This is a genomic window from Stenotrophomonas sp. KH_052, from assembly GCF_057838755.1.
Genome location: NZ_CM174475.1, coordinates 4,373,260 through 4,394,249, shown reverse-complemented (window position 1 = coordinate 4,394,249; position 20,990 = coordinate 4,373,260). Strand labels below are relative to the sequence as shown.

Below are 20,990 nucleotides of genomic sequence, written 5' to 3'. Positions count from 1 at the left end.
GCGCTGGGCCTTTCTCGTTTGTTGGGCTCATCCACGCATGGCGTGGATCTACTGCTGATTCCAGTAGAGCCACGCCATGCGTGGCTGCTCTGATATCGCGTGGGCCTCACCCCTCGCGTGCGATCGCGCGCCAACCGATGTCGTTGCGGTGGAATTCGTTGGCCCAGCTGACCTTGGCCACGCCGGCATAGGCGTTGGCCTGCGCATCGCGCACGCTGTTGCCCAGTGCGGCCACGCACAGCACGCGACCGCCCGCACTGACTACCTGGCCCTGCGCGTCCAGCGTGGTGCCGGCATGGAACACCTTGGCACTGGCAGGTACGTCGTCCAGGCCGGAGATCACATCACCGGTGATCGGAGATTCCGGGTACGGCTTCGCGGCCAGCACCACGCCGAGCGACGGCCGCGGGTCCCACTGCGCTTCCACCTGGTCCAGCCGGCCATCGATGGCGGCTTCCACCAGCTCCACCAGATCCGACTGCAGGCGCAGCATCACCGGCTGGGTTTCCGGGTCGCCGAAGCGCACGTTGAATTCGATCACCTTCGGCGCGCCGCTGGCATCGATCATCAGGCCGGCGTAGAGGAAACCGGTGAACGGGATACCGTCGGCAATCATGCCCTGCACGGTCGGGTTCACCACCTCGCGCATCACACGGGCGTGCACCTCCGGCGTGACCACCGGGGCCGGCGAATAGGCGCCCATGCCGCCGGTGTTCGGGCCGGTGTCGCCGTCGCCGACGCGCTTGTGGTCCTGTGAGGTGGCCATCGGCAGCGCATGCACGCCGTCCACCATCGAAATGAAGCTGGCCTCCTCGCCGTCGAGGAATTCCTCGATCACCACGCGGGCACCGGCATCGCCGAATGCGTTGCCCGAGAGCATGTCACGCACAGCGTCTTCGGCTTCGACCTGGGTCATCGCCACGATCACGCCCTTGCCGGCGGCCAGGCCATCGGCCTTGACCACGATCGGTGCGCCCTTCTCGCGGATGTAGGCCAGCGCGGCGTCTACCTCGGTATGCACGGCGTAGAACGCGGTGGGGATGTTGTGGCGGGCCAGGAAGTCCTTGGCGTAGGCCTTGCTGCCTTCCAGCTGCGCGGCGGCAGCCGTCGGCCCGAAGATGCGCAGGCCGGCAGCGCGGAAGCGGTCGACCACGCCGGCCACCAGCGGCACTTCCGGGCCGACCACGGTCAGCGCTACGCCTTCGGCCTGCGCCAACGCCAGGAGGCCGTCGATATCGGTCACCTTCACTGCCGCGTTGCGGCACTTGTCTTCGCTGGCGGTGCCGGCGTTGCCGGGCGCCACGATCACTTCGGTGACACGGGAGGACTGGGCCAGCTTCCATGCCAGGGCGTGTTCGCGGCCGCCAGAGCCGATGACAAGAATCTTCTTCATTTGGGAAGTATCCGAACTGGGAATCAGGAAGGAAAACGGTGGTGGGGGAGGGGTACTGCTCAATCCTCGCGCTTCGGTGCTGCAGCGATGAGTGCTTTTGCTTCTGCTTCGAGCTGGCGGAGATCCTCATCTACTTCCTGCTCGGACACGATTCGGTCACCACTGCGGCGCTGTTCGTCGAACTGGCGGTAGCGCTCGGCAATGACTGTCGCCATCTGTTGGTGCGAGACCTGCCCCGCGCCCTCCAGAATTGCGCGCTCATTGAAGTCCAGGAACCGATCCGTCTGAGCAATCCAGTCCGACATCCGCATCTCGACGCGACGCTCGGCGCGGTCCTCGGCGAAATCCAGGAACATGGTTACCAAGCGGTTGAGTTGTTCCAGCTCTGGTTGCGCCAGATAGTTCTTGGAGACCAAGGCATCGGACTTCCTGATGCGGTCACCACTCCAGTGGGTCAGGCCGAGGGTCGCCGAGTCCGGATCGGCACGTTCGACGATCAACTGCGCGGCGGTGCGACCGGTGACAGCGTAGACAAGCTTGTTCTGGATCGTGGCGAAGAACGCTTTGGCCGTCTGTGCCGTACCGTCATAGTCGCTGCTGGTAGCTTTGAACAGGTCGCGCAGCGTCTGGTAGAAGCGCTTCTCGGAGCTGCGGATATCGCGGATGCGACGCAGCAGTTCCTTGAAGTAGTCAGCGCGCTCGGCATCCTTCAGCCTTTCATCGTTGAGCAGGAAGCCCTTGAGCAGGTACTCGGCCAGTGCTGAGCCTGCCCAGCGTCGGAACTGGCGACCGCGTGGTGACCGCACCCGGAATCCGACTGCCAGGATCAGTTCAAGTCGATAAAGCTGCGTCCTGTATCGCTTGCCATCGGCAGCAGTAGTCAAGTCAAACTTGACAACTGAATCGGCGGCAAGCTCGCCTTCCTCCAGGATTCTCCGCACATGCAGGCTGATGTTCTGTTTGGTCGTATCAAACAGTTCGGCCATCTCGCCCTGGGTCATCCACACCGTCCCCTCCGCAGCGCGCAGGTGGACCTCCGTCCGACCGTCGTCGGTGCGGTAGAGGATCAGTTCGCCGAGGAAGCTATTCATGCTGGTCGATTACCTCACTCGCAGCCTTCGCGTCGCAGCGCTTCGGGGAAGGAATAGGCCCAGGTCTTCGGGTCCAGGGTGAAGCGGTGTTCCTGCCGGACCTGCTTGCCACCGCAGGTGGTGCCGGTTTCTTCGATCAGCAGCGGCCAGACCCGCGCGCTGCGGTCGCTGTCGTCGAAACGCAGTGCGAAATCGATGCTGAAACGGCGGGTGCGGCAGTCGTTGGCCGTGTCGGGGTCGGTGCTGGCGTCGCACTCGTACTGGGCATCATTGTCGATATGGCTGCGCACGCTGCCACTGGCAACCAGGCCGTTCGGGCCCGGCAGGATCAGCGACTGCGAGAGCAGCGAGAAACCCTGCCCGAACCAGCCGTCCTCGACGCGGAAACCATAGAAGTCGCTGCCGGCGCGAATGACGCTGGCGGTGCCGGGCTGGCCGCCGCTGCCGAAGCGCCCGCCGGTCAGTTCGCTGGTCACCTCGAAGCCATCGCCTTTGGGGCGCAGCACGAAGAACTCGATGGTTCCCGGGTCGATATGCGCGCCATCAACCAGCGCACCGCACACGGCCAACAACTGCCGCCAGCTGTCCCCGCTCACCACCGGTTGTTCCGCGCAGACCTGCCAGTCCACCGCATGGGTGTCGCCATCGTCGGTCCAGCGGCCGCGCCATTCAGCGGAGAGCGTGGCGTTGCTGCCGTAGCGCTGGACCAGGAAAGCCTGCAGTCGTGCGGTGCGGCTGACATGCTGCGCCGGTGAGGCGGGGGCCGCCGCCGGCGCATCTGCCTTCGGGCCCGCGCCGGGCTCGGCAGCAGGCTTGCAGCCGGCCAGCATGGCCGCACCCGCGAGGGCGAGGGCGGCCAGCGATTTCATCGAAACTGTGGACATCCGTGTCGCTCCAGGATCAATGGCGGAAGTGGCGCACGCCGGTGAACACCATGGCTAGGCCATGTTCGTCGGCGGCGGCGATCACTTCGGCATCGCGCATCGAACCGCCCGGCTGGATCACCGCCTTGATGCCGGCAGCAGCCGCGGCATCGATGCCGTCGCGGAACGGGAAGAACGCATCGGAGGCCATCACCGAACCTTCCACCACCAGGTTCGCGTCGGCTGCCTTGATGCCGGCGATGCGGGCCGAATACACGCGGCTCATCTGGCCGGCGCCGACACCGATGGTGCGGTTGTCCTTGGCATAGACGATCGCGTTGGACTTCACGAACTTGGCGACCTTCCAGGCAAACAGCAGATCGGTGAACTGCTTGTCGGTCGGCGCCAGCTTGCTGACCACCTTCAGTTCGTCGCGGGTCATGCCGCGGTTGTCCGAGGACTGCAGCAGCAGGCCGGAACCCACGCGCTTGTTGTCGAAGTTGTTCAGGCCGTCGCCGTGCGGGATGCGCAGCACGCGCACGTTGGCCTTCTTCTGCGCGTATTCCAGCGCGGCCGGCTCGTAGTCCGGGGCGATCAGCACTTCGACGAACTGGCGGTCCAGGATCACCTTGGCGGTAGCTGCATCCAGCGGCTTGTTGAAGGCGATGATGCCGCCGAAGGCACTGGTGGGGTCGGTGGCGTAGGCCAGCTCATAGGCATCGCCGTTGCCGGCACCGACGGCCACGCCGCACGGGTTGGCGTGCTTGACGATGACACAGGCCGGCGCGTCGAACTGGCGCACGCATTCCCACGCCGCATCGGCATCGGCCAGGTTGTTGTAGCTCAGCTCCTTGCCCTGCAGCTGCTGGAAGGTGGCCAGCGTGCCCGGCACCGGGTACAGGTCGCGGTAGAACGCGCCGCTCTGGTGCGGATTTTCGCCGTAGCGCAGGTCCATCACCTTCACGAAGGTGGAATTCATCTGCGCCGGGTACTCGGCACGCACCGGCACGGCGTCGTCGGTGGCGGTGACGGCCGACAGGTAGTTGCTGATCGCGGCGTCGTACTGGGCGACGCGGTTGAACGCGGCCACCGAGAACGCGAAGCGGGTGGCGGCCGTCAGCTGGCCGTTGTTGGCCTCCAGCGAGGCCAGCAGTTCGGCGTACTGCGATGGGTCGGTGGCCACTGCCACGCGGGCGAAGTTCTTGGCCGCCGAACGCAGCATGGCCGGGCCGCCGATGTCGATGTTCTCGACCGCGTCGGCCAGGCTGCAGTCGGCCTTGGCGGTGACCGACTCGAACGGGTACAGGTTCAGCACCAGCAGGTCGATGGCACCGATGCCGTGCTCGGCCATGACCGCATCATCCAGGCCCGAACGGCCCAGCAGGCCGCCATGCACCATCGGGTGCAGAGTCTTGACCCGGCCGTCCATCATTTCCGGGAAGCCGGTGACGTCGGCCACGTCCTTCACGGCCAGGCCCGCATCGCGGATCGCCTTGGCGGTGCCGCCGGTGGACAGCAGCTCCACGCCGCGTGCCGCCAGCGCAGTGGCCAGCTCGACCAGACCGGTCTTGTCGGAAACGGAGAGGAGGGCCCGGCGGACGGGCAACAGATCAGCAGTCATGGGACAGAATCGGCAGCGGAGCGGGGCCGATATTGTAGGCGGTGGGGGCCGGTGGCGGGTGCCGCAGGAGCAGATTCGCCGCGTTCAAGGCCGGCTTGACCGTGATGGGCACGATTCGCGGGCTTGTCAGCCACCGCCGGGCACGGCACGGTGCCGCCTGTCCCCGTGTGCAGGATGCCGTCCCATGACCGTCGCCAAGCGCCTGCAGGCCGCCCTCGATGCCGAAGGGGCGCTGCTGTTCCTGGCCCGCTATGTGCGCCACGCGCGTTGTGGCCAGGTCGCGGGCTGGTGCGGCTCGGCCGATGTACCGACGCTGCAGGCTGAAGCCGCCGAGCGCTGGGGTGAGCAGGCTGAGATCCTGTCCTGGGACGTGCAGCGCCGTGAACGCCGGCGCTGGCGGCGGCTGGAGTTCAAGGTCTACCTGGACGACAACAAGTGCTGGTATGGCGATGCCATCGCGCCCTACCGGCGCGCGCCGGGCGTGGCCGAACTGCTGCAGGCAATGCACGCGCAGTGCTGGCTGGACCCGTTCGAGCTGTATCTGTACGCCGATGACCTGGATGAGGGCGCCATCGTGCTGCCTGCCGGCGGCATCATCCACTTCCAGCGCTCGCCCGGCGGTGTGTACCGGCTGCTGGCGCTGCAGGCGGGGTTCGCCGATGTTGGGGCGCGGGAGCGGGCCGTGCAGGCGGTGCGCAATGCCATGCAGCGCAGCCATGACGCGGTCTGGTCGCGCTGCCATATCGATCCGCAGCTGCCATGGCAGGACTGGCTGGGCCCGGCGGAACTTGCCGGTACCCGTATTTGATGGGGTAGGCTGTGCCCGCACTGCCAAGGATCAGCGGGTACGGATCATGTCGATCTATGCATTGAAAGGACGTTTCCAGGACCTGTTGCGTCCAGCCGTACGCGGTTTGTACCGCATGGGGATCACCGCCAATACGGTGACCGTGGCCGCCGCCGTGGTCTCGCTGCTGGTGGCTGCCGCCGTGTGGTGCTGCGCGCCGGCCCAGCCCCTGCTGTACCTGCTGCTGCCGCTGTGGATGCTCCTGCGCATGGCACTCAACGCCGTGGATGGCATGCTGGCCCGCGAGTTCGGCCAGCAGTCGCGGCTGGGCGCCTATCTGAACGAGCTGTGTGACGTTATCGCCGACGCGGCGCTGTACCTGAGCCTGCTCAGCGTGCCGGGCGTGCGCCCGGAAGCGCTGTGGCTGCTGGCCTGGACGGCGGCCCTGAGCGAGTACGCCGGCGTGCTGGGGCTGATGGTCGGTGCCAACCGCCGCTATGACGGCCCGATGGGCAAGAGCGACCGCGCGTTCGTCATCGGCGTGCTGGGCCTGCTGCTGGCGTTTGAGTGGGTTGGCGCGATGACGGTCACTGGCGTGGCCGCGGCCATGGCGGTGCTGTGCGTGCTGACGATGATCAATCGCGTCCGTCGCGGACTGCGGGAAGCGGCGGTTTCGCCGAACTAATCAAGCAGATACAAGAAGACAATCAGGAGATTGCATGCGTCAGGCGCAGGAACGGGAATTCCACAGCTTCGACCAGGTACCGCTGTTCTACCGGTACTGGGCGGGCACCACTGCAACGCCGGCCACCAAGGCCATCGTGCTGCTGCACCGCGGCCACGAGCACTCCGGGCGGGTCACCCACCTGGTCGATGAGCTGGATCTGCCCGACACCGCCTTCTTCGCCTGGGATGCACGCGGTAATGGCCGTTCGCCCGGCGCGCGTGGCGATGCACCGGGCTTCCCGGCGCTGGTGCGTGATCTGGACAGCTTCATTGCCCACATCGGCGCTGAGCACGGCATCGCGGTGGAGGACATCGTGGTGATCGCGCAGAGCGTGGGTGCGGTGGTCGCCGCGACCTGGGTGCACGATTACGCACCGCGCCTGCGTGCGCTGGTGATGGCATCGCCGGCGTTCAAGGTGAAGCTGTACGTGCCGTTCGCTCGTGCTGGGCTGACGCTGATGCAGAAGCTGCGCGGCAACTTCTTCGTCAACAGCTACGTCAAGCCGCAGTGGCTCACGCACGATCCGGCACGGGTGGAAAGCTACCGCACCGATCCGCTGATCACCCGGCCGATCTCGGTGCGTGTGCTGCTGGGCCTGTACGAGGCGGCCGACCGCATCGTGTCCGATGCGCAGGCGATCAGCGTGCCGGTGCAGCTGCTGGTCTCCGGCTCGGATTTCGTGGTGCACCGTGGCCAGCAGGACCGCTTCTACGAGCGCCTGTCCAGCCCGATCAAGGAGCGCGTGCACCTACCGGGCTTCTTCCATGACACGCTGGGCGAACGTGATCGCGCGCCGGCACTGGCGCGCATCCGCAGCTTCATCCAGGCGCGCTTTGCCGAGCCGCTGCGCGAACTGTCACGGCGTGATGCGCATCGGCATGGGCCGACCTTCGAGGAATCGGAGATCCTGGCCTGGCCGCCAGAGCGCAACAGCCTGGCCGACCTGCGCTGGCGTGTGGTGCGTGGTGGCCTGCGCTTCGGTGGCACGCTGTCTGAAGGCATCGCGCTGGGCCTGGAGACCGGTTTCGATTCGGGCAGCACGCTCGACTACATCTACCGCGACGAAGCGCGCGGCAAGGGCCCGCTGGGGCGCATGGTCGACCGCAACTACCTGGATGCGATCGGCTGGCGCGGCATCCGCGTGCGTGGCAAGCACCTGCAGGAGCTGCTGCGCGATGCCGCCCAGCGCCTGCGCGGGCAGGGCGCGCCGGTACGCGTGCTGGACGTGGCCGCCGGCCATGGCCGCTATGTGCTGGAAGCGCTGGGAACGGGCGAGCAGCGTGCGGACCGCATCGTGCTGCGCGATTTCAGCGATCTGAACGTGACCCAGGGCAAGGCGCTGATCGAGCGCCTCGGCGCGACCGACATTGCCCGCTTCGAACAGGGCGATGCGTTCGATCCCGCGCAGCTGGCGACCGTGGACCCCGCACCCACGCTGGCGGTGGTTTCGGGGCTGTATGAATTGTTCCCGGACAACGATGCGGTGCTGCGATCGCTGCAGGGGATTGCCGCGACGGTGCCGGTCGGCGGCTACCTGGCCTACACCGGCCAGCCGTGGCATCCGCAGCTGGAGTTCATCGCGCGCGCGCTGACCAGCCATCGCGATGGCGTGGCATGGGTGATGCGCCGTCGCACCCAGCACGAGATGGATGAGCTGGTGCGCCTGGCCGGCTTCCAGAAGGTTGCACAGCGCATCGACGACTTCGGCATCTTCACCGTGTCGCTGGCGCGCCGGATCGCGTGATGGCGACGCTGGCAGCGACCCCACTGGCCAGCGAGGCGCGTCCCTGGCGACGCGCCCTGCTGTGGCTGGCCCTGCTGGGGCCGTTCTTCTTCGCCAGCTATGGTTTTGCCAACTGGATGGCCGGGCGCCATGCCGAACTGCCGGTGATGGCGTTCGGCTGGGAAACGCAGATTCCGTTCGTGCCGTGGACGATCGTGCCGTACTGGTCGATCGACCTGTTCTATGCGGTCTCGTTCTTCCTGTGCAGGCGCCGGCTGGAACTGGACCGGCATGCGCTGCGCCTGCTCAGTGCGCAGCTGATCGCCGTGGCCTGCTTCCTGCTGTGGCCGCTGCGCTTCAGCTTCCAGCGGCCCGAGATCGATGGTGTGTTCGGCTGGTTGTTCGATGTGCTGCTGGGCTTTGACAAGCCGTTCAACCAGGCGCCCTCGCTGCACATCGTGCTGCTGATCGTGCTGTGGGTGAAGTTCGCGCAGTACCTGCATGGCGCCTGGCGCGGGGTGCTGCACGTCTGGGCACTGCTGATCGGCATCTCGGTGCTGACCACCTTCCAGCATCACTTCATCGATATTCCCACCGGGCTGCTGGCCGGCTGGCTGTGCGTGTGGCTGTGGCCGGAGCAGGGCACGCCGCCGCTGCGCGCCTGGCAGACCGCTCGCGACCCCCGGCGTTGGCGATTGGCAGCGCTCTACGCGATTGGCGCCGGCCTGCTGCTGGTGCCGGTGGTGATGCTGCGCGGTGCCGCGCTCTGGCTGTTGTGGCCGGTAGTGTCACTGTTGCTGGTCGCGCTGGCCTTTGCGGGGCTGGGCACGGCCGTTTTCCAGAAGCGCAGCGATGGCCGGCTGACGATGGCTGCGCGCTGGTTGCTGGCGCCGTATCTTGCCGCCGCCTGGATCAATTCACGGCTGTGGACGCGACGCGCGCCGCAGCCGGTCCAGGTGACCGATGAGGTCTGGCTGGGACGCCTGCCGTGTACCGCGCTGCCGGCGCCGCTGCGGGGCGTGGTCGATACCTGTGCCGAGCTTTCCTGCTGCGCGCCGGGTGCAGCGTATGCCGGCGTGCCGATGCTGGACCTGGTGGTGGCGACCCCCGCGCAGCTGCGCGACGCTGCCGATGCCATCGAGCGCCTGCGCACGCACGGGCCGGTGCTGGTCTGCTGTGCGTTGGGTTATTCGCGCAGTGCGGCCAGCGTGGCGACCTGGTTGCTGCGCAGTGGTCGTGCGTGCAACGTGGTCGATGCCGTGGCGATGGTGCGCGCGGTGCGGCCGTCCATCGTGCTGCACGAGGTTCATCTGCAGGCAATCGCGGCCGCCGCCACGCAGGAGAGAACAGCATGAGTGCCGGACCCGATCTGCCGATGATGCACCTGCTGCTGCGCCAGGGACGCCTGCCTGCGGCATTGTCGCTGGGCCTGCTGCTGGTGGCGCTTCTGCTGTTGGGCATCGAGCCTGGGCTGGCGATGGTCGCTGCCGGCCTGCTGTTGCTGAGTGTGGTTGCCGGCGTACTGCAGGCGTACTACGCGGTGCGTGTGCAGCTCGATGCCAGCCTGTTGCGGCTGTTGCAGCAGGAAGCGCTGCAGGGTGAGCAGGCCGCGCAACGGGTGGATCAGGCGCTGCACACGGCCGGCCTGCGCAGGCTGGACGCGCAGGCGCCGCTACGCGGCTGGGACGCACGCTGGATGGGCATGCGCCGTCTGCTGGTACGCCAGTTCGCGGCAACGCTGCTGCAGTTTGCCGCGCTGCTGCTGGCCGTGCTGTGGCCGCAGACCTGAGGGGAGACGATGATGTTTGCTGAGTTGATCGCCCGGGCCTGCAGTGCGGCCATCCATGTGGTGACCGGTGCACGCGCGCTGTGGGTCGGCTGTGCGCCGTCCAGCGAGCATCGCGTGTACTACGGCAACCATGCCAGCCACGGCGACTTCGTGCTGATCTGGTCGTCGATGCCGCCGGCACTGCGGCGGCAGGTGCGGCCGGTGGCTGCCGCCGAGTACTGGCAGCGCGATGGCCTGCGCAGGTACCTGATCGATGCGGTGTTCAATGGCGTACTGGTGGAACGCGAGGCGGGCAACCGCCATCAGGATCCGCTGCAGGTACTGCGTGATGCGGTGGACGAGGGCTGTTCGTTGATCCTGTTTCCAGAAGGTACGCGCAACATCGGCGACGAGCCGCTGCTGCCGTTCAAGAGCGGCATCTATCACCTGGCACGGCAACGGCCGGAGCTGGAGTTCGTACCGGTGTGGATCGACAACCTGAAGCGGGTGATGCCCAAGGGCCGTTTCCTGCCGCTGCCATTGCTGTGTACGGCCACCTTCGGTACGCCGCTACGGCTGCGGGCCGATGAGGACAAGGCCGCCTTCCTGGCACGCAGCAGGCAGGCGCTGCTGGACCTGGCGCCGAACGGGGGCAGGGCATGAGCTTCCTGATCGATGTGTCTGGTGACCTGGCTACGCAGAGCGTCGGCCAGCAAACCAGTCTGCTGTTCGCTGGCGTCGGTGCGGTGCTGGTGTTGGCCACGCTGGTGGCCGAGACATTGCGGTGGCGCCAGCGCGGCGCGCCCAGCGCGGTGATCGCCAACCTGGTCTCGCGTATCCGCGCGTGGTGGGTGATGGCGATCGTGGTCGGGCTGGCGCTGTTCTTCGGGCGTGCCGGGGTGATCGTGCTGTTCGCGATCATCTCGCTGTTCGCACTGCGCGAGTTCATTACCCTGGCACCCACGCGGTCAGGTGACTATTACGCGTTGCTTGCCGCCTTCTACATCGTGCTGCCGTGGCAGTACTACCTGGTGTGGATCGACTGGTACGGCATGTACACGCTGCTGATCCCGGTCTACGCGTTCCTGTTCCTGCCGATCCTGGCCACCATCGGCGGCGACACCACCCACTACCTGGAACGTACCTCCAAGGTGCAGTGGGGCCTGATGATCTGCGTGTTCTGCATTTCGCACGTGCCGTTGCTGCTGAACCTGCGTGTGCCCGGTTACGACCCGGCGCGCAACGTGCTGCTGTTCGCCTTCCTGGTGATCGTGGTGCAGTCCTCGGACGTGCTGCAGTACATCTGGGGCAAGCTGCTGGGCAGGCGCCTGATTGCACCGAAACTGTCGCCGTCGAAGACGGTGGAGGGCTTCGTGGGCGGCGTGCTGAGTGCCAGCGCGCTGGGCGCGGCGCTGTGGTGGATCACCCCGTTCACGCCGCTGCAGGCGTTCGGCCTGTCGCTGCTGATCAACCTGATGGGATTCTGGGGCGGCCTGGTGATGTCGGCAATCAAGCGCGACCGTGGCATCAAGGACTGGGGCCACATGATCGAGGGCCATGGTGGCATGCTCGACCGGCTGGATTCAGTGTGCTTCGCGGCGCCGGTGTTCTTCCACGTGGTGCGGTACTACTGGAAGGCGGGCGGCGGCGGTTGATGCCGCTGGGCCGTCATCCACGCATGACGTGGATCTACCGGTAGTGCCGGCCGCTGGCCGGCAACTGCAACATCCTGCCATCGTTCATGGGGTTGCCGGCCAGCGGCCGGCACGACCCTCGTGCGCGCTTACGCGCTGATGCCGTATTCCTTCAGCTTCTTGCGCAGGGTGGCGCGGTGGATGCCCAGCATCGCTGCAGCCCGGCTCTGGTTGCCTTCGCAGTGGTTGAGCACTTCCACGAACAGCGGGATCTCCATCTCGCGCAGCACGATCTCGTAGACATCGTCCGCGTCGCAGCCATCAAGGTCACGCAGGTAACGGCGCACGGACTGGGCGACATGTTCACGCAGCGGTGGCCGGGCAGCGCCACGACTGTTGTCAGGACGAGAAAGGACAGCGTTCAAGGGGGTTCCCGATTCGGTTGGCCCGTGCGCGCGGAGCGCGCGGCCGGACGAGGTGGTGGCGGTCAGTCTAGCGCGAGCGTGCCCGACCTGCCACGGCCAGTCGTGTCCATCCTGGTCACAGGAAGTCGAAGGTGAATGCGACGGTGGATGCAGCCGGCTCCTGTACACGGAAGGCAATACGCGCGCTCTGTCCCGGTTCCAGCAGGGCGGCACCGGGGTCTTCACCCAGATACTGCGCCGGCGTGAACACTGCGCTGCCGATCACCCGGCCATCCGCATCGGACAGCGACAGGCGCAGTGCCGGCCAGGCCTGCGCCCAGCGTGCATCGTTGCGGATGCTGGCCTGCACCTGCAGGACACCCGCCTGGTTGGGCAGCGGCCGGATCTCGCGGCTGGTCATGGTGAACGCGGTCGGTTCATGCCAGGCGGGCAGGGTGCAGCGCAGGACGCCACACAGCGCCCCGAGCCACGCACGATTGCCGGCGTCGGCGGCCAGTCGCGCGCGATCGGCAAGCACGCTTTGCAGGACCAGCAGCAGGGCCAGCCCGGCGACCAGCAGCCAGTGCCAGCGCGGCGTCGGCAGCCTGCGCGCGCGTGCGGCACCGAGGAAGCTGGGCGCGTCGCTGGCAACGGCGGTTGCCTGTACCGCGGCCGGTACGGGCTCGATGCGCACTGCCTCATCGGCAATGACAGTGTCATCGTGGTGGTGCTTCATCGCTGCCTGTTGCGATACAGGGTCGATAGATTCAGCCGGTGCTGCAGCAATGGGCACCGGCGCGGCTGCGTCCGGCGTGTGCGCTTCGGTCGCAGGCGCGGCATTACCTTCCGACGTGGGACGCAGGAAGGTGGCCAGCGGACGGCGCGGTGGGTTCGGCTCGGACATGCTCAGGGCGCGGGCTCGGATCCAGCGGTCATTCAACCACGATCAGGCGCGGCGCACGCCGGTGATGCGCATCCAGTCGCCATCCTGGGTCGCCTGCAGGTCGTCGAACCACGGCGCATAGCGCTGCAGCAGTTCGCCTTCCTGGCCGTGCAGGATGCCCGACAGGGCGATGCGACCGCCGGCAGCGACGCGCGCGGCCAGCAGTTCGGCCAGCGCATCCAGCGCCGACGCAAGAATGTTGGCGACCACGACCGGATAGGTCGCGACGGGTTCGTCCTGTGGCAGGTACACGTGCATGCGTGCCTGTTCGCCATTGCGCTCGGCGTTGTCGGCGGTCGCCACCAGTGCCTGCGGGTCGTTGTCGACGCCGATCGCCTCAGCCGCGCCCAGCTTCAGTGCGGCCAGCGCGAGGATGCCCGAGCCACAGCCGAAGTCGAGCACGCGCTGGCCCTGCAGCAGGCCATCCACGGCCAACTGGTCCAGCCAGCGCAGGCACAGCGCGGTGGTCGGGTGGGTGCCCGAACCGAACGCCAGGCCCGGATCCAGTCGCACCACGGCGGCATCGGCGGCCTGCGCGGCCTCCGGAAGTTCATGGTTCCATGGCACGATCCAGGTCCGGCTGCCGAAATCCATCGGCTGGAACTGGTCCAGCCAGGCGCGTTCCCAGTCCTCGTCCTCGACCGCGCGGAAGCTGCCGCCGCTCCAGTCCAGTTCCGGATCGAACGCTTCCAGTGCAGCCAGCAGCAACAGCGCATTGCTGTCGGCGGGGAACAACGCGCTCAGCACCAGGGTGTCCCACAGAGGCGTTTCGCCCACGCCCGGCTCGAGAATGGCCTGCTCGTTGCTGGTATCGGCCTCGGCATCAAGCAGGGTCACGGCCAGTGCGCCGACGTCCTCCAGCGCGTTTTCATAGCGGGGCTGGGTCGCTTCGGTGCAGCGCAGGGTCAGTTCCAGGAACGGCATGGCAGTGGGGGCAATCGCGGGAAAGGGGGCCATGCTAGACCATCGGGGCGTCTCCGTATTGCCTGAGATGCCGACCTGGGATGAACGACGCCGGTTCAGACAGGCCTGCTGGGCCTTGCTAAACTCCGTGCTTTCCTGTGCGCCGTGATGCTCCACCGCCGCCAATGGCCTTTGCTCCGACCCTGAAAACCTGGTTGCTCGTGCTGCCGGCGGTGGCCGTGCTGGGCGTGGCCGGGTATCGGGCCAGCGGCCATGTGGCGCCGTCCACGGTGGAGGCAGACCTGCCGGGCGTCGCGGTCGCCGATGGCAGCGCAGCAGCGTTGCAGGTGATGCCGGAAGCACTGGCGCGCCGGCTGGCGGCCTTCGAGCGCGGCAACGCGCTGCCTTCAGGCCTGCCACTGGATCTCCGTGCCGATATCGAAGATGCCACCGATCTGTATGCCTACGCGCAGCGCCTGCGCGTGCAGGCCGATGAAGGCAACCACGAGGCGCGCTGGATGCTCAGCAGGGTCTATGACTACTGCGCACAGTATGCGGTCGACCCGGGCGGCTACCGCCTGGACAACAACGTGCTGGCCGGATCGGGGCTGACCGCCGCGCCGGCGATGGTGCAGGCACGCGAACGTGTCGCGCAGCGCTGCGGTGGCTTCGTGCCCGGCGACAAGCTGGGGCCGCCGCTGGTGCTGGCCGAGCGCCGCAAGGCGGCTGTGCAGGGCAACCTTGCGGCCGAGGCAGCATTGTTCGCCGAAGGCGAGCCGCTGCAGGACAGCCCCGAGTACCGCCGCGACCTGGTCGAGCGGGTGCGCACTTCGCGCGATCCGGAGGCATTCATGGCCATCGCGCCGGGCATGGGCGTGCGCGCCTCGGGCGATCGCGCGCTGAACGGCCTGGTGGCCGGCGAACAGCTCAGTGAACTGGCATGGCGGCTTGCGGCCTGCGAACTCGGTCTACCGTGTGGAGCAGACAGCGTGCTGGTCAACAGCTTTTGTGCGAACGGAGGGATCTGTTCGCAGGATGGAACGCAGGATTTCCGGGATTTCGTGTATGACGCTGCGGTTTCGCGGCAAGGTGCGGGGAAGATGAGGCAATGGATCAAGCGATTGGTTGGAAAGAGGGACGGGCAATGAATTACCGTCGATTCCTGCATGGGGCCAAATTCTGGTTCTGGGTGGCGCTGTTCGTGGCCTATTCGGCCGGTGCGGTTGGCCTGTTGATGATCGACACCTATGAAGATCGTTACCGGCATCTATCAAAGGTGGAGCTGACCACGGTGAAGGCGCAGGAAGACGTGCGCCGCGCGGGCGCCAGCCAGGTCGCAGCGGTGTATCGCGCGCAGAGCGGCATGCCGTTCGCCTCGCTGCCGGCCGGCAGCACCTTCCAGGTGGTGTGGCCCGACGGCTCGACCGAGACCATGGTGATCGTCGACCCGACCTCGCCCAATGGTGTCCGCCCGTTGGCGAAATCGCAGATTCCGGCGACGGCGGCCGACGCGCACTGAAGGTAGCGCCGGGCCATGCCCGGCGGCCTCGCGCTTCGTTGCCATTTCGCCGGGCATGGCCCCGGCGCTACCGGAAGAGAAACAGAAAAGGGCGGGGATATCCCCGCCCTTTTCATGTCCAGCACCTGGCGCCGATCAGGTCAACGCGATCGGCTTGTTCTTGCGTTCGGCAAGGCGCTTTTCCAGGTAGTGGATGTTCTGCCCACCGGCCTGGAAGCCCTTGTCGCGCATGATCCGCTGCTGCAGCGCGATGTTGGTCTTGATGCCGTCCACCACCATTTCGCTCAGTGCCACCCGCATGCGGGCGATGGCGGTCTCGCGGTCCGGGCCGTGCACGATCAGCTTGCCGATCATCGAGTCGTAGTTCGACGGCACGCGGTAGCCACTGTAGATGTGGGTGTCCACGCGCACGCCGGGGCCGCCCGGCGGATGGAAGCCGGTGATGGTGCCCGGGCTCGGCACGAAGGTTTCAGCATCTTCGGCGTTGATGCGGCACTCGATGGCATGGCCGGTCAGCACCACGTCGCTCTGCTTGATCGACAGCTTCTGGCCGGCGGCGATCTTCAGCTGCTCAGCCACCAGGTCGATGCCGGTGACCATTTCGGTGACCGGATGCTCCACCTGGATGCGGGTGTTCATTTCGATGAAGTAGAAGCGGCCGTCCTCGTACAGGAACTCGAACGTGCCGGCGCCGCGGTAGCCGATGCGCACGCAGGCCTCGGTACACACCTTGCCGATCTGCTCGCGCTGTTCGGCGCTGATACCCGGCGCCGGTGCTTCTTCCACCACCTTCTGGTGGCGGCGCTGCATCGAGCAGTCGCGCTCACCCAGGTGGATGGCATTGCCCTGGCCGTCGGCCAGCACCTGGATCTCCACGTGGCGCGGGTTCTCCAGGAACTTCTCCATGTAGACCTCACCATTGCCGAACGCGGCCTTGGCCTCGCTCTTGGTGGTTTCGATGGAGGTCTTCAGCGAGGCTTCGGCGTGCACCACGCGCATGCCGCGGCCACCACCGCCACCGGCCGCCTTGATGATGACCGGGTAGCCGATCTCACGGGCGATCTTGGTGTTGGCGACGATGTCATCGCCCAGCGGGCCGCCCGAGCCGGGCACGCACGGCACGCCGGCGGACTTCATTGCGCGGATGGCTTCGACCTTGTCGCCCATCATGCGGATGGTGTCCGCCTTGGGGCCGATGAAGATGAAGCCTGACTCTTCCACGCGCTCGGCGAAGTCGGCGTTCTCCGACAGGAAGCCGTAGCCCGGGTGGATGGCCTGGGCGTCGGTGACTTCAGCCGCGGCGATCAGCGCCGGGATGTTGAGGTAGCTCTGCGGCGACGGCGCCGGGCCGATGCAGACCGACTCGTCGGCCATGGCCACGTGCTTGAGGTTGCGGTCGACCGTGGAATGCACGGCCACCGTGCGGATGCCCAGGGTATGGCACGCGCGCAGGATGCGCAGCGCGATTTCCCCTCGGTTGGCAATGACGACTTTGTCGAGCATGGCGTGCCCCTCAGCCGATCACGAACAGCGGCTGGTCGAACTCCACCGGCTGGCCGTTCTCGCCGAGGATGGCGACGATGGTGCCGGACTTGTCGGCCTCGATCGGGTTGAACATCTTCATCGCTTCGATGATGGCCAGGGTTTCGCCTTCCTTGACCTGCTGGCCAACGCTGACGAAGGCCGGCTTGTCCGGGGCGGCCGAGGCATAGAAGGTGCCGACCATCGGCGAGCGCAGCACGTGGCCTTCCGGCAGCGCCGGGCCCGGCTTGGCGGTGCCGCCGGTGGAGGCTTCGGTCGGCGACTGCATCGGCATCGCCTGCGGTGCGGGGGCGGCCGGGGCGGCATACACCGGTGCCGGCATAGGTGCGGCATAGCCGGCCACCGGGGCACGCGACAGGCGCACCGACTCTTCGCCTTCCTTGATTTCGATTTCGGCCAGGTTCGACTCTTCCAGCAGGTCGATCAGCTTCTTGATTTTGCGGAGATCCATGGTGGCCTCTTTGCTCTTGATGTCAGTGTGGTGGGAAGCGCGTCGCGCTCGGGTCAAAGCAGTTCGTAGAACTCGCGCAGCTGCCGCGTACGGTCGCGCGCGAGGGTGGTCAGGCAGCGCATCTGTGCGCCGTTGCGCGCCGTGCCATCGGAATTGAGTGCATAGACGGCGTTGCAGTCGTGGTCGCGCAGCTGCATCCAGGCACGCTGGGCCAGCACCAGCTGCTGTTCGGCCTCGCCGCAGTAGCTGCAGCTGCCACCGTGGTCCGGCGTGCGCAGCTGCTGGCGCGCCTGGGCGTACACGGTATTGAGTTCAGCGTCTGCAGCCGCCGCTACGTCCGAGGCGCACAGGTCGCTCTCCATCGTGGTGGTCGGGTGCGCACAGTCGATGCCTTCGTCCTTGCGGTCGAACGCCGTGGCCGCGCCGCAGATGCCGGCCCACAGCACGACGCTGGCAAGCACGCGCGGCAGCATCATCACGCGCCGGCCACCCGCACGCGTGCCAGCGCTGCATCCATCGCATAGCGATAGCTGTCGGCACCGAAGCCACAGACCACGCCCACGGCCTTGTCACTGAAGTAGCTGTGCTGGCGGAACGGTTCGCGGGTATGCGGGTTGGACAGGTGGATCTCGATGAACGGCACCGCCACCGCTGCCAGCGCATCGCGCAGGGCCACCGAGGTGTGGGTGAAGGCGGCCGGATTGATCAGGATGAAAGCGGTTCCGTCATTGCGCGCGGCCTGCACGCGGTCCACCAGGACGTGCTCGGCGTTGGACTGCAGGCTCTCCACCGCGTGCCCGGCAGTGGACGCCTGGGCGGCCAGCGCCTGGTCGATGTCGGCCAGCGTGGTGTGGCCGTAGACCTCCGGCTCGCGGGTGCCGAGCAGGTTGAGGTTGGGGCCGTGCAGGACCAGCAGCTTCGCCATGGGATCCGGAAGACGGGAAAGGGCGGCAGTCTGGCGGAACCGGCGGATGCTGTCCAGTTCGGCGAAGTTTGGCGCGTTTCAATCTAACGTTTGAAATCTGCCGAAGGGCTTGTGGCCGTATGGCGGGCGCTGGATCAAGGCGCGCTGAACGCCGTGCAGGCGGGGGATGCGTGCACGTAGACCGACGATGGCGTCAGGGTGGGCGATGGCTGACGCTGCGATGGGCTGTGATGCCGTAGATCCACGCCATGCGTGGATGTGGGAGTTCCGTGTGCATCAAGCTACGCGCCCATCACTGAGCCATCTGGCACCCCTCACGTCTCCAGCGGCACCGTCGGCACCACGTTCGGAAACACTTCTTCCAGCGGCTCCTGCTCGCCCGGCTTCGGCGCCGGCCAGTTGTAGGCGTTCACCGGCTGTGCGCGGTTCACCCACAACGCGTAATGGAGGTGGTCAGCGCGGCCATCGCCAGTATTGGGATGGATCAGGATCGTCAGGCCCAGGCTGTTGAGCTGCAGCCACGGCACCAGTACCGGCAGCAGGTCGTTGGTGAAGCCGAAGTAGAACGAGGGCGTGACGTGCGGGCCGCGCGGCTCCAGGTTCCAGTTGCCCAGCTCCACCGGGAAGCGTTCGGCGGCCCAGCGTCGCAGCAGTGCGGCTTTCTCGAAACTGTCTTCATCGAAGTAGATATGCGCGTGATAGCTCTTGATGTCGGTGTAGGCACGCGGGGTGGCCGGCAGGGTGGCCTCGCCGGGGCGCACGCTGGCCGGACGCGGCGTCGGCTCGCTGGCCGTGGCCTCGCCCCAGGGGCTGCGGCCCTGGGGCGCGGGCGGAACAAGGGCGCGGAAACCGGGGCGGCCCGGCTCGGTCGTGTTCACAGCGGCCTCGGCGCGCGGCGGCGCGGCGGCAGCGGTAGCGCTGGCCAGGCCACCGGCGGCCAGCCCGGCCGAGGCGATCAGCCGCCGGCGCGTGGGCGAGAGCAGGTCGGCCCACTGGGCGTCGTCGTCGGCATCGAACAAGGCGTCGGTAGCGGAAGTCTGTGGGTCCGGGTGCATGAAGGGCTCCATGGCAGCGTGCGGCGGGGGCAGGCAAGCACGCTCAGGCACCTGCCTCGGCAGCGTCCAATAAGCAGGCAGCATCACCTCATGCCCGTTCACCCGCGATGTCATTGAGCGCGGCCGATCGGCGGGCTAGGGTGCAGGTCTGCCGCCCTGGAGCCCGTCATGACCTCGCCCGATGCCGACACCCGGCGCAAGCGCGCGACCTTCCGCCAACTGCATGCACAGGGTTGTTTCGTGCTGCCCAATCCGTGGGATGTGGGCAGCGCCCGCTACCTGCAGCGGCAGGGCTTCCAGGCGCTGGCCACGACCAGCGCCGGCTGTGCCTGGAGCGAGGGGCGGTCGGACGGCGCGGTTTCGCTGCAGGCCACGCTGGAACATCTGCGGCTGATGGTGGCGGCGACGCCATTGCCGTTGAACGCCGATTTCGGTGATGGCTTTGGCGCCACACCGCGCGCGGTGGAGGAGGCCGTGGCGGCGGCAATCGATACCGGCGTCGCCGCGTTGTCGATCGAGGACGCCAGTGGCGTGGCCGATGCGCCGTTGAGGCCGATCGACGAGGCGGTCCAGCGCCTGCGTGCAGCGCGCGCGGCCATCGACCGTGCCGGCGGCGAGGTGCTGCTGGTCGGCCGGGCGGAGAACTTCTTCGTCGGCGTGCCCGATCTGCAGGACACACTGCAGCGGCTGCGCGCCTATGCCGAAGCGGGTGCCGATGTGCTGTATGCACCAGGCATCAGTACGCGCGAACAGATCAGTACGGTGGTCGCCGCTGCGGGCTCGAAGCCGGTGAACCTGCTGGTCGGTGGGCCGACGCCGCTGAGCCTGCAGGACATCGCCGCACTTGGCGTGCGCCGGGTCAGCCTCGGCGGTGCGCTGGCGCGTGCGGCGTGGGGTGGCTTGATGCAGGCCACCCAGCCGATCGTGCAGGACGGCCGCTTCGATGGCCTGCAGCAGGCGGCCTCGGGCGCGGCGTTGAACGCGTTGTTCCGCCGCTGACGGCACCCCGGTGCAGGCCCAGGTGAACTGACTGGCAGTAGATTCACGCCATGCGTGGACGGATGAGGCCGTGACTACAGCGCCTCCATCCCGCCCTTGGGCATGGACACTTCCGGCTCCAGCGCCGGCAGCAGTTGCCGCAGCAGCCCGGGGTTGTCCAGCAGCGCGGTGCCATCGAGATAACGCCAGTCCGCAGTTCCCACGCGGCGTACAGCGACCATGAACGAGGTGCTGCGTATCGGCGACTCGCGCACGCGCAACAGTGACTGGCGTGGCACGAAGCTGACCTCTTCGTCGCCAGCGGCGTAGGTGCGGCCGGGCATGCCGGCTTCGTCGCTGATGACGGTGACCGACTTGCGCAGTTCCTTCACGGTATCGCGGGTCATCCGTGCATAGGCGTCATCGCCGCCGGCCAGCTGCTTCAGGCTGGGGTGGGTGCGCGCGATGATCAGCTCCGCATCGCCGCGGCCGAACGCATCCAGCATCGCCTGCACGTCCTGACGCAATGCCTTTGAATCACTGGGGCTGAGTTCGCCTGCGAAGGCCGATGGCAGCACGACCGACAGCAGCAGGGCCAGCAGAGGGAGAAGCAGGCGTCGATCCATTCTCGGCTGTCTCTGGGGGAAGCGCCGCACTATACGG

General features: G+C 67.2%; 23 protein-coding genes. 10 read left to right on the top strand and 13 right to left on the bottom strand.

Annotation, left to right across the window (positions count from 1 at the left end; translation table 11 throughout):
* Positions 1-106 precede the first annotated feature (106 nt).
* Genes purD through purH form a run of 4 tightly spaced genes read right to left on the bottom strand, consistent with a single transcriptional unit; the run spans position 107 to position 4,968 of the window.
* On the bottom strand, positions 107-1,393 hold the full coding sequence (gene purD / locus AC3ITW_RS20100; RefSeq protein ID WP_100469742.1) for a phosphoribosylamine--glycine ligase: 1,287 nt from the start codon (positions 1,391-1,393) through the stop codon (positions 107-109).
* A 59-nt stretch (positions 1,394-1,452) separates the two neighbouring features.
* The gene (gene rhuM / locus AC3ITW_RS20095; RefSeq protein WP_006397453.1) at positions 1,453-2,484 is read right to left on the bottom strand and encodes a RhuM family protein; all 1,032 of its coding nucleotides are present in this window, start codon (positions 2,482-2,484) and stop codon (positions 1,453-1,455) included.
* Positions 2,485-2,498: 14 nt separating this feature from the next.
* Entirely contained in the window at positions 2,499-3,368 is an 870-nt protein-coding gene (locus tag AC3ITW_RS20090; protein ID WP_006397450.1) for a hypothetical protein, read from the bottom strand.
* Positions 3,369-3,384: 16 nt separating this feature from the next.
* Positions 3,385-4,968, bottom strand: coding sequence for a bifunctional phosphoribosylaminoimidazolecarboxamide formyltransferase/IMP cyclohydrolase (gene purH, locus AC3ITW_RS20085; RefSeq protein WP_006397445.1), 1,584 nt, complete (start codon positions 4,966-4,968; stop codon positions 3,385-3,387).
* A gap of 184 nt (positions 4,969-5,152) precedes the next feature.
* On the opposite strand from purH, the gene AC3ITW_RS20080 reads away from it, so the two are divergent.
* From AC3ITW_RS20080 to AC3ITW_RS20050, 7 genes are read left to right on the top strand one after another with little or no spacing between them, the layout of a single operon-like run.
* Complete coding sequence (locus AC3ITW_RS20080; RefSeq protein ID WP_489389876.1) at positions 5,153-5,776, top strand: hypothetical protein; 624 nt, start codon at positions 5,153-5,155, stop codon at positions 5,774-5,776.
* 46 nt (positions 5,777-5,822) lie between these two features.
* Positions 5,823-6,440, top strand: coding sequence for a CDP-alcohol phosphatidyltransferase family protein (locus AC3ITW_RS20075; protein ID WP_012512277.1), 618 nt, complete (start codon positions 5,823-5,825; stop codon positions 6,438-6,440).
* A gap of 34 nt (positions 6,441-6,474) precedes the next feature.
* Positions 6,475-8,226 (top strand): bifunctional alpha/beta hydrolase/class I SAM-dependent methyltransferase, encoded by a 1,752-nt coding sequence (locus tag AC3ITW_RS20070; RefSeq protein ID WP_489389875.1) that lies wholly within the window; start codon positions 6,475-6,477, stop codon positions 8,224-8,226.
* The gene (locus AC3ITW_RS20065; protein ID WP_100435336.1) at positions 8,226-9,560 is read left to right on the top strand and encodes a phosphatase PAP2/dual specificity phosphatase family protein; all 1,335 of its coding nucleotides are present in this window, start codon (positions 8,226-8,228) and stop codon (positions 9,558-9,560) included. Before AC3ITW_RS20070 ends, AC3ITW_RS20065 begins: the two co-directional genes overlap by 1 nt.
* Positions 9,557-9,994, top strand: coding sequence for a hypothetical protein (locus tag AC3ITW_RS20060; RefSeq protein ID WP_006397202.1), 438 nt, complete (start codon positions 9,557-9,559; stop codon positions 9,992-9,994). Before AC3ITW_RS20065 ends, AC3ITW_RS20060 begins: the two co-directional genes overlap by 4 nt.
* Before the next feature lie 12 nt (positions 9,995-10,006).
* Positions 10,007-10,636, top strand: coding sequence for a lysophospholipid acyltransferase family protein (locus AC3ITW_RS20055; protein WP_100435475.1), 630 nt, complete (start codon positions 10,007-10,009; stop codon positions 10,634-10,636).
* Entirely contained in the window at positions 10,633-11,628 is a 996-nt protein-coding gene (locus tag AC3ITW_RS20050) for a phosphatidate cytidylyltransferase (RefSeq protein WP_012512273.1), read from the top strand. The genes AC3ITW_RS20055 and AC3ITW_RS20050 overlap by 4 nt, the downstream gene beginning before the upstream one ends.
* A 128-nt stretch (positions 11,629-11,756) precedes the next feature.
* On the opposite strand, the gene fis is transcribed toward AC3ITW_RS20050, so the two are convergent.
* The 3 genes from fis to prmA form a co-directional block, all read right to left on the bottom strand.
* Positions 11,757-12,032: a DNA-binding transcriptional regulator Fis gene (gene fis / locus AC3ITW_RS20045; protein WP_006397198.1), complete on the bottom strand. Its 276-nt coding sequence runs from the start codon at positions 12,030-12,032 to the stop codon at positions 11,757-11,759.
* Positions 12,033-12,147: 115 nt separating this feature from the next.
* Positions 12,148-12,915, bottom strand: coding sequence for a DUF3426 domain-containing protein (locus tag AC3ITW_RS20040; RefSeq protein ID WP_489389874.1), 768 nt, complete (start codon positions 12,913-12,915; stop codon positions 12,148-12,150).
* Positions 12,916-12,957: 42 nt separating this feature from the next.
* The gene (gene prmA, locus AC3ITW_RS20035; protein WP_012512271.1) at positions 12,958-13,878 is read right to left on the bottom strand and encodes a 50S ribosomal protein L11 methyltransferase; all 921 of its coding nucleotides are present in this window, start codon (positions 13,876-13,878) and stop codon (positions 12,958-12,960) included.
* A gap of 164 nt (positions 13,879-14,042) precedes the next feature.
* Between prmA and AC3ITW_RS20030 the strand changes: the two genes are divergently transcribed.
* Positions 14,043-15,005 (top strand): hypothetical protein, encoded by a 963-nt coding sequence (locus AC3ITW_RS20030; RefSeq protein ID WP_006397195.1) that lies wholly within the window; start codon positions 14,043-14,045, stop codon positions 15,003-15,005.
* Complete coding sequence (locus AC3ITW_RS20025; RefSeq protein ID WP_012512270.1) at positions 15,002-15,376, top strand: hypothetical protein; 375 nt, start codon at positions 15,002-15,004, stop codon at positions 15,374-15,376. The genes AC3ITW_RS20030 and AC3ITW_RS20025 overlap by 4 nt, the downstream gene beginning before the upstream one ends.
* A gap of 135 nt (positions 15,377-15,511) precedes the next feature.
* On the opposite strand, the gene accC is transcribed toward AC3ITW_RS20025, so the two are convergent.
* The 5 genes from accC to AC3ITW_RS20000 all read right to left on the bottom strand — a co-directional run bounded on the left by accC (position 15,512) and on the right by AC3ITW_RS20000 (position 19,349).
* Positions 15,512-16,879, bottom strand: a complete 1,368-nt coding sequence (gene accC / locus AC3ITW_RS20020; protein ID WP_006397186.1) for an acetyl-CoA carboxylase biotin carboxylase subunit — start codon at positions 16,877-16,879, stop codon at positions 15,512-15,514.
* A gap of 10 nt (positions 16,880-16,889) precedes the next feature.
* Positions 16,890-17,369 carry an acetyl-CoA carboxylase biotin carboxyl carrier protein gene (accB, locus tag AC3ITW_RS20015; protein ID WP_006397184.1) on the bottom strand — a complete coding sequence of 160 codons (480 nt, stop codon included), beginning with the start codon at positions 17,367-17,369 and terminating at the stop codon, positions 16,890-16,892.
* Positions 17,370-17,422: 53 nt separating this feature from the next.
* A complete protein-coding gene (locus AC3ITW_RS20010; protein WP_012512269.1) occupies positions 17,423-17,845 on the bottom strand; it encodes a lysozyme inhibitor LprI family protein in 423 nt (140 codons plus the stop codon).
* Positions 17,845-18,294, bottom strand: a complete 450-nt coding sequence (gene aroQ / locus AC3ITW_RS20005; protein WP_012512268.1) for a type II 3-dehydroquinate dehydratase — start codon at positions 18,292-18,294, stop codon at positions 17,845-17,847. The genes AC3ITW_RS20010 and aroQ overlap by 1 nt, the downstream gene beginning before the upstream one ends.
* Positions 18,295-18,608: 314 nt before the next feature.
* On the bottom strand, positions 18,609-19,349 hold the full coding sequence (locus AC3ITW_RS20000; protein ID WP_012512267.1) for a DOPA 4,5-dioxygenase family protein: 741 nt from the start codon (positions 19,347-19,349) through the stop codon (positions 18,609-18,611).
* A 168-nt stretch (positions 19,350-19,517) separates the two neighbouring features.
* Here AC3ITW_RS20000 and AC3ITW_RS19995 point away from each other — a divergent pair, with 168 nt between their 5' ends.
* Positions 19,518-20,348, top strand: a complete 831-nt coding sequence (locus AC3ITW_RS19995; protein ID WP_100435335.1) for an isocitrate lyase/PEP mutase family protein — start codon at positions 19,518-19,520, stop codon at positions 20,346-20,348.
* A gap of 74 nt (positions 20,349-20,422) precedes the next feature.
* Here the strand turns inward: AC3ITW_RS19995 and AC3ITW_RS19990 are convergent, their stop codons facing one another.
* Complete coding sequence (locus AC3ITW_RS19990; protein ID WP_012512265.1) at positions 20,423-20,953, bottom strand: hypothetical protein; 531 nt, start codon at positions 20,951-20,953, stop codon at positions 20,423-20,425.
* Positions 20,954-20,990: the final 37 nt, after the last annotated feature.